The following is a 14,178-nucleotide window of genomic DNA, read 5'->3' as shown; positions in this document are numbered from 1 at the left end:
GATGGAAAGGCGCCTTGGCCTTGTCGCAGCAGCGATCGTGCTTTGCCTGCCGATGCAGGCGAAGGCAGCCGAAGAACGCGCCTTCGACGTGCGCGGCGGCAACCTGTCGGCCGTAGTGCCGGTGATCAGCCGACAGGGCGGCGTCAGTATCAGCGTCACCGACGCCGGGCTGTGGAAAGCGCGCGTCCGGTCGGTGCGCGGGCGAATGCCCGTCGACGAAGCGATCCGCCGCCTGCTCGCGGGGACCGATGCGCATGCCGTCCGCGTCAGTGCGACAAGCTGGCGCATCGAACGTCGCCCGGCTCCGCAGCGCGCCCATGCCGCACCCGCGCCGCGGCAGGCGCCTCAGCCGCGCGCGCGCGAACCCGCGAACGAGGTGGTTGCCGCCGCGGCCGACACGATCATCGTCACCGCGTCGAAGGCCGACCTTCCCTATTCGCATTTCGCCGGCGTCGTCACCCAATTGGATGGCGGCGAATTGGCGTTCGGGGGCGAGCGCGGGATGGATTCGATCCTGTCGCGCACCGCCACCGTTTCTTCGACCCATCTGGGTTCGGGGCGCAACAAGCTGTTCATTCGCGGTATCGCCGATTCAAGCTTCACCGGACCGACGCAGGCCACCGTCGGTCAATATCTGGGCGATATTCGCCTCAGCTATAACGCCCCCGACCCCGACCTGCGCCTCTATGACGTCGACAATGTCGAAATCCTCGAAGGGCCACAGGGCACGCTCTATGGCGCCGGGTCGCTCGGCGGGATCATTCGCGTCATCCCGAAAGCGCCCGATCCGCGCGGCGCGACGGTGCAGGCGATTGCGGGCGTCGCGCTGACCCAGCACGGCGATCCCGGCGGCGACATCGCGGGCATTGCGAACCTGCCGGTGGGCGAGGACGGCCATGCGCTGCGCCTTGTCGGCTATATGATCACCGATGGCGGCTATATCGACAATCCACTGCGCGGACAGAAGGACGTCAACCGCGTTCATATCCGCGGCGGCCGTGGAATCTTTCGGATCGAAGCCGGCGACGGCTGGGCGGTCGATATCGGCGGCATCTATCAGTCGATCACCTCCGACGACGCGCAATATGCCGACAAGGACGCGGCGCCGCTCACCCGCCGTTCGATGATCGAGCAACCGGCGAAGACGCGGTACGGTCTTGGGACGCTCGTGGTGATGAAGGATTGGGGCGATTTGCGCTTTCAGTCGTCGAACGCCTTTATCGACCACCGTTTGTCCGAACGCTTCGATGCGAGCCTGCCGTCTGACGGCGAAAGCGATGGTGCCGGACCGGGTGCGGCCGTCGGCACCATCGACGTCCGGCGCCTCTTTGCGCCGATCGACATCACCCCGTCGCGCGATGTGCCGCGGCGGCTTGAACAGCATAATGCGACGCGGATGTTCGCCAGCGAAAACCGGCTCTGGCGCCCCTATCATGACGGGTTCGGCTGGGTCGTCGGAGCGAGCTTCATCGCCAATCGCGCGCGTCAGGACCGCGAATATGCCTATGGAACGCTCCGCACACCGCTGCCGGGCGTGACCAACCGCGTCACCGAATGGACGGGCTTTGCCGAAGCGACCGGGGAATTGCTGCCCGGCCTCGTCGCCTCGGGCGGGCTGCGGCTGTCGCATGTGCGGCTTGGCGGCACGGCCGAGGATGTGCCCTTCGCGCTCGCCGAGGCCGGGCGCGCGACGACGGCGTCGCGGCACGAAACCGACCTCCTGCCCTCTGCGTCGCTGCTCGCGATGCCGCTCGACAATCTGCGTCTCTACGCGCGCTATCAGGAGGGTTTCCGTCCCGGCGGGCTGGCCGTCGATGGCGATTTCGTTCGGCGTTTCAGGAACGATCGGGTTCGGACATGGGAAGCGGGCGTGCGCTTCGGCGACCGAAAGCAGACGCTGCTCGACGCGACCCTGTCCGTGTCGCACAGCCGCTGGCGGAACATCCAGGCCGATTTCATCGACAGCAACGGCTTTCCGACCACCGCCAATATCGGCGACGGCCGCATCACCAGCCTGTCGGGGGCGCTCGCAATGCGGCCGACCGACGCGCTGACCTTTGAACTGGGCGCGGTCTACAATCACAGCCGCGTCGATGATCTGTCGCCGGAGATTCTGCCCGTTTTCGCAGCAGCGCCCGCGCGGCTGGGCCGCATCCCCAATGTTGCGAGCCATGCCGTGCGCGGCTCGATAAATTACGCAACGAACGTCGGCGACGAGGATTTTCGCATCAATGGCTGGGCCAATTATATCGGTCCGTCCAGGCTCGGCATCGGCCCGCTCCTCGGCGAAAGCCAGGGCGATTATGTCGATACGGGGCTTGCGATGCGCATCGGCAACGACCGCCGCGGCCTGTCGCTGACACTCACCAACCTGTTCGATTCACGGGGAAATCGCTTCTCGCTCGGCACGCCATTCGTCGAAGGCAATGCAGGATTCCTGACCCCGCTGCGCCCCCGCACGCTGCGCATTGCGGTGGACGTGGCCTATTAGCGAATGTCCGCTTTGCGGCGGGGAACTACAGTAGCGGCGTTTGAACCCCTCCCCTGAAGGGGAGAGGTTTTGCTTTGGATTATGGCCGTAACCGGCCGAAAACCGATTTCGTCAATCGGCCAGCGTGATCCGCTCGTAACGATCCATGTGATAATCGGCGGTGCCGAACTGGCCCTCGATCATCGTCGCGCGCTTGAAATAATGGCCGATCGCCAGTTCCTGCGTGATGCCGATGCCGCCGTGGGTCTGAATCGCGTTCTGGCCGACGAACCTGGCCCCGCGCGAGACCTTGTTTTTCGCAGCCGACACCGCCGCCATGCGCTCGTTCGCAGGCAGGCCCAGCTTGAGCGTCGCCATGATCGTCATCGAGCGCGCCTGTTCGACCTCCATGAACATGTCGACCATGCGGTGCTGGAGCACCTGGAACTTGGCGATCGGCACCCCGAACTGCTTGCGCTGCTGCGTATATTCGAGCGTGCCTTCGTGCAGCTTCTGCATCACGCCCGTCGCTTCGGCGCACACCGCCACGGTGGCTTCATCGACGATCTGCTCGATCAGCGGCAGCGCGCCGCCCTCGCTGCCGAGCAGCGCATCGCCGGGGATGGCGACATTCTCGAAATAAATCTCCGACGCGCGGTTGCCGTCGACGGTCGGATAGTCGCGGCGCACGATGCCCGGCAGCTTGGCGTCGATCAGGAACAGCGAAACGCCATCCCTGTCGCGCTGGCCGCCGCCGCTGCGTGCGGTGACGAGCAGATGCGTTGCCCAGGGCGCCGCATAGACCACGCTTTTGTGGCCGTTCAGGACATAGGCAGCGCCATCCTTCCTGGCGCTCGTCTTGAGATTGGCGAGGTCATAGCGCCCCTGCGGTTCGGCATAGGCAAAAGCCACGATCGCATTGCCGGCGATGATTTCGGGGATCACGGCGTCAGCCTGCGCGCCGCCGACCGCTTTCAGCGCGCCGCCCGCGATCACGACGGTCGGCAGATAGGGCTCGATCGCGATGACCTTGCCCAGTTCCTCCATGACGATCGCATTTTCCAGAGCGCCGCCGCCGAGACCGCCATGTTCCTCGGCAAAGGGTGCGCCGAGCATCCCCAGCTCTTGCGCCAGCGCGGTCCAGATCGCCGCATCGCGGCCCTGCCCGTTATTGATGAACTTCTGGCGCGATTCGAAGTCGTAGGTGTCGGCAAGGAAGCGCGCCAGCGTGTCGCGGATCATGTCCTGCGTTTCGGTATAGGTGAAATCCATTTTTATGTCCCCGTCGCCCCCGCGAAGGCGGAGGCCGCTATAGGTTCCTGATGCAGTGCTGCGTAAAGCCGATCGCGGCCCCCGCCGGCGCGGGGGCGCCGCAGGCGTTAGAGGCCGAGCACCATTTTCGCGATGATATTGCGCTGAATCTCGTTCGATCCGCCATAGATGGTCGTTTTGCGCATATTGAAATAGGTCGGCGCAGCGCGGTGGGCATAGTCGGGTCCGATCGGATGCTCGTTGTCGCCTTCCCCGAAACCGCGGAAATAAGGTGCGCCATAATGGCCCACGGCTTCGAGGGTCAGCTCGGTCAGCCGCTGCTGGATTTCGCTGCCCTTGATCTTGAGCAGGCTCGATTCGGGGCCCGGTCCCTTGCCCGCGTTGGCGCCGGCAAGGCTGCGCAGCTCGGTGAACTCAAGCGCCGTCAGATCGACCTCCAGCTCGGCAACCTTGCGCTTGAAGAAAGGATTGGCGAGCAGCGGCCTGTCGCCGTCGAGTTCGGTGCGCGCGATCGCCTTCACCTTCTCGATCCCGCGCTTCGACGCGGCGACGCCGGCAATTCCCGTGCGTTCATGCGCGAGCAGGAACTTGGCGCAGGTCCAGCCCTTGTTTTCCTCGTAAACGCGATTGGCAACGGGGACGCGGACATCCTCCAGCCATACCTCGTTCACCTCATGCTCGCCGCCCAGGGTGATGATCGGGCGCACCGTGATCCCCGGCGATTTCATGTCGATGAGAAGGAAGGAAATGCCCTCCTGCTGCTTGGCGTCCTTGTCGGTGCGGACAAGGAAGAAACCCCAGTCGGCGTGCTGCGCCAGTGTCGTCCAGGTTTTCTGGCCATTGACGATATAATGATCGCCGTCGCGGACCGCGGTGGTGCGGAGCGAGGCAAGGTCGCTGCCCGAACCAGGTTCCGAATAACCCTGGCACCACCAATCCTCGCCCGACAGGATGCGCGGCAGGAAATGGGCTTTCTGTTCGGGCGTGCCGAAGGTGTAGATGACGGGGCCAACCATCGCGAGGCCAAAGGGCATCAGGCGGATGCAATCGGCGCGCGCGGTTTCTTCAGACCAGATGAAGCGCTGCGTCGGCGTCCAGCCGGTGCCGCCATATTCGACCGGCCACGCGGGGGCGATCCAGCCCTTTTTGTACAGGATCTTGTGCCAGGAGAGGAAATCCTCCTTGGACAGCTCTTCACCCTCGTCCTGCTTGCCGCGAAGCTCCGCGGGATAATTGTCGGCGATGAACTGGCGCACTTCCTGCTGGAAAGCCAGGTCTTCGGGGCTGAACTCCATGTCCATATCGAATCTCCCATTGGGCACTGGCGCCCTTATATCGAGCGCTAACCTTTACGTAAACGGCAAGTTGCAACCCGCAACGCTTTGCGATCGATGATTGCGCTTTGCAGGGGGCGTGTCCAGCGGCGGCGCAATGCACCGGGACCGGACGGAATCAGCGCGCGGCGGTGACGGCGATCACCGCGCCCTCGCTGGCATAGGTGCCGCGGATTTCGGCGATCGACAGGGTGACGGGCAGCGCCGTCCCCTCGCGCGTCACCAGTTCGGCGGTGATGCGTTCGGCGGTGCCGGTGCGAAACACCGATTCCAGCGTTTCGACAAAGCGCCGGCGATGCCCGATGGGCATCAGCGCCGAAAAGCGCACGCGCCGGATCGCCGCGGCATCGACGCCGATCATCGCGATCAGCGCCGCATTGGCGCTCTCGACCGTTTCGCGCACCGAAATGCGCGCGTGACCGATCGCCCCGTCGACCTCGATCGCCTGCAACAAGGCACGCTGCGCGTCGGCGGCGGCATGTTCTTCCATCGCCGCGCTCACATCGCGCAGGACGATCGCGCCGCCGACGGGGACAGGAAGCAGATCAATCCGCAGCCACTGGCCCGGACGCACAACGCCCGGAATCTCACCCGAAAAACGCTCGCGATGATCGATCAGGCGCGTAAGCCGATGCGCAAGCAGGCCCGTTTCCAGCCCCGGCAGCGTCGCCGCCAGCGCTTCACCGATCAACGCGGCGGCCGACCGTTCGAGCAGGTCGCACCCCGCCGGGTTGACCGCCACAATGTGCCAGGCCGGGTCGATCAGAATCACCGCGTCGCGGATCGATTCGACCAACGCCGCGTGCGAGGCCTGCAACGCGTCGCCCCGCGCGGCGATGTCGCGCGCGTCGCCACCGTCCAGTCGGCGATAATCGTCGAGCGAGATCAGCACATGCGCGTCCTTGCCATGGTGCGTCACCACGACGGGCTTGCGCGCCGCCTGCAATCGCCAATTGGCAAAGCCGCGGATGAAATCCGCTGCCGAGACCCGTTGCGGTTCCTGTATCATCGCTTCGTCGCCCTTTGATAACCGGACTGCACCTGTTCTTCTGTAGCGCGCCTTGCGGCAATTTCGGTCGGAAAGGGATGAAAAGCCGCGGTGGACCTGTCCGAAATGGCGCCGTGGCGCGATCGATCACACCAACCGCGCACGACCGCAGCGCAGCGCGTTCACCCGCGTGTCGCCCTGCCCAAGATGCAGACCGAGCAGGCCGGTGAGGTCGCCGAGCACATCGTCGAGCACGGGCGCGGCGAGCGCGACCGTCTCACCGACCACGGCGGTCAGCGCGCCGAGTTTGAGCCCCAGCCCCAGCACATTAACGTCGAGTTCCAGGTCGTCGGCGAGCGATTGGGCCGCACCCGCGACCAGCCCGCTGCTCGACACGGTCTTCACCGTCCCGTCATCGATCTCGCCGCGTGAAAAGGCGACGGGTTTTTCATTGAGGTCCGACAGCGTCATTTCGGCCTGCGCGTCGATGCTGACGAGCGGCAGCTTGACGAGGCGCGCGGGCGCCGGATCGAGCGGACGCCGCATGTCGGCGAAATCACCATCGTCGACGGTCCCGATCGCCACCATGGCGGGCGACGTGACAACACCCAGCGTCACCGCGGCGCTGCTGTTCGGCGTGCAATCGATGTCGGTGATCCGCGCCGAGGCCGAGCCCAGTTCGGCGAGCAGCGGGATATGGACACTCGCCAGCGGGGTCGCAACGCGCGTGTCGACTTTCAGCCGCACCTGCGCGGTGCGAATGATCACATCATTGGTATCGGTTACCGCGATCAGCGGCGAATCGGCGGCCGGTTCGCCGATCAGCAGCGCGACGTCGATCCCCGATCCGCCCGGCAAATCGCTCGCCAGCGACAGGTCGACCTGCCGCTCCGCGCTGCCGAGCAGCAGCATGGTGCGCAGCAGGCTCAGCGCATTGACCTTTACCGGGTTCGCCGCATCGACGCGAATGCTCGACGCGCGCGGGCCAAGGTCGATCGCGCGCGAGGGGACCAGGCGGCGCGGCAAGGCGGTATCGGCGATCCGATTGAGCGCATTCGCGGCATCGCCGCTCGATGCGCTCGCGAGCGCCGACACCACCTGCGGCAGCGTCACCTGGCTGTCGAGCGTCTGGCCAAAGGTCAAAACATCGGCGTCGATCTCGGTCCGCAGCGCTTCGGAAAATGCGAGCAGGTCGATGTCGGTGCTCGCAAGCGCGTGATAATCCATCACCGACAGATTGACCGCGCCGCCGGTCAGCCCCGACAGCAGCGCATTCGCCACGCCGCCGTTCAGCGCCGCGACGCGCGATCCCAGCGAAAAGGCGGCATAGCCGCGCCGCGCGCCCGTCGCGGTCGCGCGGATGATGCTGTCGCGCCGCCCGGTCAGAAAGCCGCCGAAAAACAGCGGCCGGTCCTGCGACAGCGTGATCCGAACTGCGTTCGGCGAACCCCCGCCCGCCGCGAAGCGCGCTTCAGCCGGAAGCGCCGGGTCGGCGGTGTAGGTGCCCGCCGCCAGCGTATCGATGCGGATGACGCAGGTGCAATTGGCGGCGATGATCCGTTCGGCCGCCGCGCGCTCCTCTCCGGGGCGGCCCGCCGCCGCCAGCGCCGCCGCGTCGGCGATCCCCTGCAACTTGCGCCGGTCGAGATAGAGCGAACCGACATCGACCGCGAGCGCCGCCGCGCCGATCAGCATTGGCATGGCAAGCGCCCCGGCGATGCTGATTCCCGCGCGGCGGCAGCGGATCAGCGCTTCGGGAAGCAACCGGATCGCCATGTTCAATCGACCGGCAACTCAAAGGTCGCCTGCGCGCGGATCACATGATCGGGCGCCGGAACGAAGGTCGACCGCAGAAAGGCATCGTCGGCGGCGGTGAAAGTGACGGCGACGGTGATCGCCTCGGCATTTTCGGACACCGCGACGCTGTGCGTGCCCGCCGCCGGATCGATGCTGCGCCCCACCGCGCGTTCGGCCACGGCGCGCCGGTCGGCGGCGTCAAGCCCGACGATCGCCGCGCGCGCGCCGTCGTTCGCGGCCTGCTGCACCATATGCGCGAGCATGAAATAATGACCATAGACCAGAATGCCCATCAGCAACGCGAGGAGCAACGGCAGCGCAAGCGCCATTTCGACGATCGCGGCGCCGCGTTCCCCGCGCGTCAGCGTCACGCCAGTCAGGGCGATCGGGCGGACGAACCGCGGAAATCGGGTCGAACCTGTCATGGCGGGCAGTTTGCCCGCGCGGCGTAAAATCGGCGTCGAGGCTGCTCAACGCCGATTCTGCGCATTTTACACAAGGGTCAGCCGGTGACGAACGGGGCCATCCGCCCCAGACCGCGGCGTTTCACCAAAAGGTTAACGCCGGCGTCGTCGCATTCTGCGCAAATTACGCATTCTCGCCGGCCTCCAGCTTGTCCTGCGTACGCAGTTCGAAATCCGAAGCGTCGTGGCGTTCGCGAAGCTGGCTTGCCGGGTCGCCCGTCACGCGGTTGACCATGCGCCCGCGCTTCACCGCCGGGCGCGCGGCAAGCTGGTCGGTCCAGCGCAGGACGTTCCGATATTCCTGCACCTGCAGAAACTCGCCCGCGTCATAGACCAGCCCCTTCACCAGCGCGCCATACCAGGGCCAGATCGCCATGTCGGCGATCGTATAGTCACCGCCCGCGATAAACTCGCTCTCCGCAAGGCGCCGGTCGAGCACATCGAGCTGGCGCTTCACCTCCATCGCATAGCGATTGATCGGATATTCCTGCTTTGTTGGTGCATAGGCATAGAAGTGCCCGAAACCGCCGCCCAGGAAGGGCGCGCTGCCCATCTGCCACATCAGCCACGACAGCGTTTCGGCGCGCTTCGCGGTGTCGGTCGGCAGGAAGGCACCGAACTTTTCCGCCAGATGGATCAGGATCGCGCCCGATTCAAAGACGCGGACCGGCTCGGCGCCGCTGCGGTCGACAAGCGCGGGGATCTTGCTGTTCGGATTGACGCCCACGAATCCGCTCGAAAACTGGTCGCCCTCGCCGATGTTGATCAACCAGGCGTCATATTCGGCGCCGCTGTGACCCGCCGCGAGCAATTCCTCGAGCATCACTGTCACCTTCACGCCGTTGGGGGTGCCGAGCGAATAAAGCTGGAGCGGATGCTTGCCGACGGGCAACTCCCTGTCGTGCGTCGGCCCCGCGACCGGTCGGTTGATATTGGCGAAACGCCCGCCGCTTTCCTTGTCCCACGTCCAGATTTTCGGCGGCACATATTCGCTGCTATCGGTCATCGAAAAGCTCCTTGGCTCATTTTTATACCGACCGGTAACTTAAGTCGCCGCACGCGCGCTGTCCACCCTCGCGGATCAGATTATATTTGCGGCGCGCAACGCCGCAATCGCGTCGGCGTCATAGCCGATCTCGGTCAGGATCGCGTCGCTATGCTCACCCAGCCGCGGTGCGCGCTTCGCGGCGACTTTCTCGCTTTCCGACAGGCGGATCGGCGCACGGATGACGGGAACGGGGCCGTGCGCGCCGGGATAATCGGCGGGCTCGACGAGCCGCATCGCCGCGACCTGCGGCTGCGCCAGCACCTCCCCGGGGCGCAAGACCGGCGCGGCGGGGACGCGCGCCGCCGCGAGTTCGGCGATCGCATCGGCGCTCGTTCGCTCGATGCACCACCGCTGCATGATCGCGCTCAGTTCCGCGCCATTGTCGCCGCGCAATATGTCGCTGGCATAAAGCGGATCGTCGACCAGCGCGGGGCGCCCGACGAGTCCGGCCCAGCGCGCAAAGATGCCGTTGCCGACGATCTGCGTGACGATCCATCCGTCGCGCGTGCGGAACAGGTCGGTCGGGGCGGAGCTGAAGCTGCGATTGCCGATCGGCTGGCGCTCGATCCCGTTCAGCGCATGGTCGATCGTCAGCGCATTCGACAGCGCCAGGGCGGTGCCGAGCAGCGATCCCGACACGCATTGCCCCTTCCCCGTCGCCTCGCGCTCGCGCAGCGCGAGCATCACGCCGAAAGCGCAATGAAGCGCGGTGCCGAAATCGACATAATTGACCTGCGCGCGATAGGGCTGGTCGGGCGTCCCGGTCAGATGCACCGTTCCCGACATCGCCTGTCCGACCGCGTCGAAGCCGACGCGGCTCGCCAGCGGCCCTTCGCTGCCGAACGCCGAGGCGGTGGCGAGGATGATGCGCGGATTGATCGCGGAGAGGCTGTCGTAATCGAGGCCGAGCTTGACGAGCGTTTCGTGCGGCAGATTGGCGATCACAACATCGGCGGTTTCGACGAGGCGGCGGACGATTTCGCGGCCGTCCGGACTCCCCGGTTTCAGCGTCAGGCAGCGCTTGGCGCGGTTCATCTGCATGAACATCGCCCCCGATCCATCCTCGGCGACGGGCACCGTATAGCGATCGTCGTTGCCGCCGGGCGCCTCGATGCGGATGACATCGGCGCCATAATCGGCAAGCAGCGCCGCGCAATAGGGACCGGCGATATAGCGGCCGAAATCGAGCACCCTTATTCCCGTCAGCGGCACACTGTCCCCTCCCCCTCCTGCATCTTTCCACCGGGCTAGCAGCCGCCCGTCGAGCCGACCAGTGGCTTCGTCGAAAGCGTCGGCTTGCATGTTCGGACGGCGATCATATGCTTGGTCGATAATTTCAAACGGGGATCATATCATGGCGCGCTTCGATCTCGCCCTTGCGGCGACTCTGGCTTGTTCGACCTCGGTCTGGGCGCAGAGCGCGCCCGCTCCGACCGCCGAAGCGAAAGCGGATCAATGGGACGTCAACGCCCCGCCAGGCATGGCCACCCGTAAAGTGCCCATTGCGGTTGACGAAGGCAGCTGGATGAACGTCGACGTCGCCCCCGACGGCCGCACCATCGCCTTCGACCTTCTGGGCGACATCTATACGATGCCGATCGATGGCGGCGAACCGACGCGCATCGCCGAGGGACTCGCCTATGAACATCAGCCGCGCTTCTCGCCCGACGGGTCGCGCATCGCCTTTGTCTCCGACCGTGGGGGCGGCGACAATATCTGGATCATGAACCGCGACGGCAGCGACAAAAGGCAGGTGTCGAAAGAGGATTTCCGCCTGCTCAACCAGCCAGGCTGGTCGCCCGACGGACAATTCCTCGTCGCCAAAAAGCATTTCACCACCAGTCGCTCGCTCGGCACGGGCGAGATTTGGATATATCATGTGTCGGGCGGCGCGGGCGTGCCGCTGGTCAAGAAACCCAACGAGCGGCATCAGAAAGAACTCGGCGAACCCATTTTCGCACCCGACGGCAAGAGCGTCTATTACACGCGCAATGTGACGCCGGGGCCGATCTTCGAATATGCGCAGGACAGCAACACCGACCTGTTCCACATCGAACGTTACAGCCTTGAGGACGGCAGCATAAGCACCGCGGCGTCGGGCAACGGCGGGGCGGTGCGCCCGACGCCCTCGCCCGACGGTCGGCGCCTTGCCTTCGTGCGGCGCGAGGGCGCGCTGTCCAAACTTTATGTCAAGGATCTCGCCTCGGGCGCCGAAACCAAGCTTTACGACGCGCTCGACCAGGACGTGCAGGAAACCTGGGCAGTCACGGGCGTCTATCCGAACATGGCGTGGACCCCCGACAGCCGCGACATCCTGTTCTGGGCGGGCGGCAAGCTGCGCCGCGTCGGTGCGAACGGCGGCGAGGCGCGCATCATCCCGTTCAGCATCGACGACGACCGCGTGATCGTCGATGCGATTCATCCGGCGGTCGAGGTCGCCCCCGACAGCTTCATCACCAAAATGCCGCGCTGGGCCGAAGTGTCGCCCGACGGGCGCAGCATCGTGTTCGAGACGCTCGGCAAGCTGTGGGTCAAGCCCGCCACCGGCGGCACCGCGCGACGGCTCACCTCGGCCACGGATGCGGCGATGGAACTGTGGCCGAGCTGGTCGCGCGACGGCAGGTCGATCGTCTTTGTGCGCTGGACCGATGCAGGACTTGGCGAAATCCATGTGACGGGCGCCAGCGGCGGGCGTTCGCGCAAGGTGACGGCAACACCCGGCCACTATGCCGAACCGCGCTTCTCGCCCGACGGCCAGACGATCGTTTTCGAACGGCGCAGCGGCGGCGGGCTGGTTTCGGCGCGCTGGGGCGACAATCCCGGCATCTATCGCATCGCAGCGTCCGGCGGTGCCGTCCAACTCATCAGCCGCGACGGGGCAAAACCGCAGTTCGGCGCCACGAATGACCGCATCTTCATGGTCACCGCCGCCGACGGCAAGAGCCAGCTCGTGAGCACCGACCTGAATGGCGAGGACAAGCGCGTGCACGCGAATGGCGAGCTCATCAGCGACTATGAAATATCGCCCGACGGCCGCACCCTTGCCTTTCGGCAGAATTACGACGCGTATGTCACGCCGCTGATGCCCGGCGGGCAGGACGTGTCGCTCGGCACCAGGAACGGCGCGCTGCCGGTAACGCGCGTGTCGGGCAGCGGCGCCGACTATATCCACTGGTCGGACAACGGGCGACGCCTGCACTGGAGTCGTGGCGCGACGCTTTTCAGTGCGGATCTGCCGAGCCTGTTCGCCAATGCCCCCACCGACGCCAAGGCGCCGAAGTTCACGCCGCCGACCGACGGCGTGTCGCTCGCGATGACGCAAGCGGCGGCGAAACATAAAGGCACGGTGCTCATTACCGGAGCCAAGATCGTCACCATGGCCGACAAGGACGGCGGCGTGATCGAAAATGGCGCGATCCTGATCGAGAACGACCGCATCGCCGCGGTCGGCCCCGCGGCCGGGATTACCGCTCCCGCGGGCGCCGTGACCGTCGACGCCACCGGCAAGACGATCATCCCCGGCTTCGTCGATGCCCATGCGCATGGTCCGCATGGCGCCGACGAGCTGGTGCCACAGCAGAACTGGTCGGAAATCGCCAATCTGGCGATGGGGACGACGACCAGCCACAACCCTTCGTCGCGCGCGTCGGAAATCTTCGTCTCGTCCGAAATGCAGCGCGCGGGGTTGATCCTCGCCCCGCGTATCTTTTCGACGGGCGAGATCATCTATGGCGCCAAGGCGGCGGGCGTCTATGCCGAGATCAACGGCTATGACGACGCGCTCGCGCATGTCCGGCGGCTGAAGGCGCAGGGCGCCCACAGCGTCAAGAATTATAACCAGCCGCGGCGCGACCAGCGGCAGATGGTCGTGAAGGCGGCGCAGGCCGAAGGACTGACCGTCGTGCCCGAGGGCGGCTCGCTCTACACGATGGACGTCTCGCTCATCCAGGACGGCAATTCGACCGTCGAGCACAATATCCCGCTGCATATCTTCTACCGCGATCTCGTGCAGCTGTGGGGCCAGACGCAGGTCGATTACACGCCCACGCTCGTCGTCACCTATGGTGGTCCCGCGGGCGATCCCTATTGGCGCGCGCATACAAATGTGTGGGAACATCCGATCCTGACGAAGCATATCCCGCCGACCGAGCTTGCTGCGAACAACAAGCGTCGTGTGATCGCGCCCGAAAGCGACTATGTCGACGACGACGCCGCGCGCCAGGCCGGCAAAATCGCCGCGGCGGGCCGCATGGTATCGATCGGTGCGCACGGCCAGCAGGCGGGCCTTGGCGCGCATTGGGAAATCTGGTCGTTCGTGCGCGGCGGGTGGAGCCATATCGACGCGCTGCGCGCCGCGACGATCATGCCCGCGACCTCGCTCGGCTATGCAAAGGATGTGGGGTCGATCGAGGTCGGCAAGCTCGCCGACCTGCTCATCCTCGACGCCGACCCCACCGAAAACATCCGCAATACCGAAAAGATCCACCGCGTCATGCTCGGCGGGCGGCTGTTCGATCCCAAGACGATGAACGAGGCGGAAACAGGGACGCGCAAGCGTCAGCCCTATTGGTGGGAAGCCGAAAGGCCCTGATCGCCATCCGGTCCGTCCTTTTTTGTGACCAGAGGGTTGCAACAAGGACGGACCGCCGCTAGGGGCTTCTCCTCTCAGCGAGGAGAGTTGGCTGAGTGGTCGAAAGCGTCGCACTCGAAATGCGAAGTGCCCGCAAGGGTACCGAGGGTTCGAATCCCTCACTCTCCGCCATTATCTTGTAGCGAACCCGAGATGAGGCTCCCGTTGGGGGCCT

9 protein-coding genes and 1 tRNA gene are annotated in these 14,178 nt (G+C 65.5%); 3 read left to right on the top strand and 7 right to left on the bottom strand.

Annotated features, from left to right (window positions below):
• Position 1: 1 nt before the first annotated feature.
• Entirely contained in the window at positions 2 to 2,491 is a 2,490-nt protein-coding gene (locus tag HUW43_RS07980; RefSeq protein WP_188236897.1) for a TonB-dependent receptor domain-containing protein, read from the top strand.
• Positions 2,492 to 2,602: 111 nt separating this feature from the next.
• Here the strand turns inward: HUW43_RS07980 and HUW43_RS07975 are convergent, their stop codons facing one another.
• From HUW43_RS07975 to HUW43_RS07945, 7 genes are all read right to left on the bottom strand, one after another.
• The gene (locus tag HUW43_RS07975) at positions 2,603 to 3,742 is read right to left on the bottom strand and encodes an acyl-CoA dehydrogenase family protein (RefSeq protein ID WP_188236896.1); all 1,140 of its coding nucleotides are present in this window, start codon (positions 3,740 to 3,742) and stop codon (positions 2,603 to 2,605) included.
• A 107-nt stretch (positions 3,743 to 3,849) separates the two neighbouring features.
• Positions 3,850 to 5,043, bottom strand: coding sequence for an acyl-CoA dehydrogenase family protein (locus HUW43_RS07970; RefSeq protein ID WP_188236895.1), 1,194 nt, complete (start codon positions 5,041 to 5,043; stop codon positions 3,850 to 3,852).
• Positions 5,044 to 5,194: 151 nt separating this feature from the next.
• Complete coding sequence (locus HUW43_RS07965) at positions 5,195 to 6,085, bottom strand: PAS domain-containing protein (RefSeq protein WP_188236894.1); 891 nt, start codon at positions 6,083 to 6,085, stop codon at positions 5,195 to 5,197.
• A gap of 126 nt (positions 6,086 to 6,211) precedes the next feature.
• The gene (locus tag HUW43_RS07960; RefSeq protein ID WP_188236893.1) at positions 6,212 to 7,840 is read right to left on the bottom strand and encodes a TadG family pilus assembly protein; all 1,629 of its coding nucleotides are present in this window, start codon (positions 7,838 to 7,840) and stop codon (positions 6,212 to 6,214) included.
• Positions 7,841 to 7,842: 2 nt separating this feature from the next.
• Positions 7,843 to 8,286 carry a TadE/TadG family type IV pilus assembly protein gene (locus HUW43_RS07955; protein ID WP_188236892.1) on the bottom strand — a complete coding sequence of 148 codons (444 nt, stop codon included), beginning with the start codon at positions 8,284 to 8,286 and terminating at the stop codon, positions 7,843 to 7,845.
• 163 nt (positions 8,287 to 8,449) lie between these two features.
• On the bottom strand, positions 8,450 to 9,331 hold the full coding sequence (gene yghU, locus HUW43_RS07950; protein ID WP_188236891.1) for a glutathione-dependent disulfide-bond oxidoreductase: 882 nt from the start codon (positions 9,329 to 9,331) through the stop codon (positions 8,450 to 8,452).
• 75 nt (positions 9,332 to 9,406) lie between these two features.
• The gene (locus HUW43_RS07945) at positions 9,407 to 10,675 is read right to left on the bottom strand and encodes a CaiB/BaiF CoA transferase family protein (RefSeq protein ID WP_223181380.1); all 1,269 of its coding nucleotides are present in this window, start codon (positions 10,673 to 10,675) and stop codon (positions 9,407 to 9,409) included.
• 52 nt (positions 10,676 to 10,727) lie between these two features.
• On the opposite strand from HUW43_RS07945, the gene HUW43_RS07940 reads away from it, so the two are divergent.
• Both HUW43_RS07940 and HUW43_RS07935 read left to right on the top strand, forming a co-directional pair.
• Positions 10,728 to 13,964 (top strand): amidohydrolase family protein, encoded by a 3,237-nt coding sequence (locus HUW43_RS07940; RefSeq protein WP_188236890.1) that lies wholly within the window; start codon positions 10,728 to 10,730, stop codon positions 13,962 to 13,964.
• 81 nt (positions 13,965 to 14,045) lie between these two features.
• Positions 14,046 to 14,135, top strand: a tRNA-Ser gene (locus tag HUW43_RS07935).
• Positions 14,136 to 14,178 lie beyond the last annotated feature (43 nt).

It is taken from the genome of Sphingopyxis sp. LK2115, assembly GCF_014595975.1.
Classification (GTDB): Bacteria; Pseudomonadota; Alphaproteobacteria; order Sphingomonadales; family Sphingomonadaceae; genus Sphingopyxis.
This window is presented reverse-complemented; position numbering and strand designations above follow the sequence as displayed.

What these genes read in the sequence shown, in the direction of transcription:
- HUW43_RS07980 (WP_188236897.1), top strand. Translation starts at nt 2, where the DNA reads ATGGAAAGGCGCCTTGGCCTTGTCGCAGCAGCGATCGTGCTTTGCCTG.
- HUW43_RS07975 (WP_188236896.1), bottom strand. Translation starts at nt 3,742, where the DNA reads ATGGATTTCACCTATACCGAAACGCAGGACATGATCCGCGACACGCTG.
- HUW43_RS07970 (WP_188236895.1), bottom strand. Translation starts at nt 5,043, where the DNA reads ATGGACATGGAGTTCAGCCCCGAAGACCTGGCTTTCCAGCAGGAAGTG.
- HUW43_RS07965 (WP_188236894.1), bottom strand. Translation starts at nt 6,085, where the DNA reads ATGATACAGGAACCGCAACGGGTCTCGGCAGCGGATTTCATCCGCGGC.
- HUW43_RS07960 (WP_188236893.1), bottom strand. Translation starts at nt 7,840, where the DNA reads ATGGCGATCCGGTTGCTTCCCGAAGCGCTGATCCGCTGCCGCCGCGCG.
- HUW43_RS07955 (WP_188236892.1), bottom strand. Translation starts at nt 8,286, where the DNA reads ATGACAGGTTCGACCCGATTTCCGCGGTTCGTCCGCCCGATCGCCCTG.
- yghU (WP_188236891.1), bottom strand. Translation starts at nt 9,331, where the DNA reads ATGACCGATAGCAGCGAATATGTGCCGCCGAAAATCTGGACGTGGGAC.
- HUW43_RS07945 (WP_223181380.1), bottom strand. Translation starts at nt 10,675, where the DNA reads ATGCAAGCCGACGCTTTCGACGAAGCCACTGGTCGGCTCGACGGGCGG.
- HUW43_RS07940 (WP_188236890.1), top strand. Translation starts at nt 10,728, where the DNA reads ATGGCGCGCTTCGATCTCGCCCTTGCGGCGACTCTGGCTTGTTCGACC.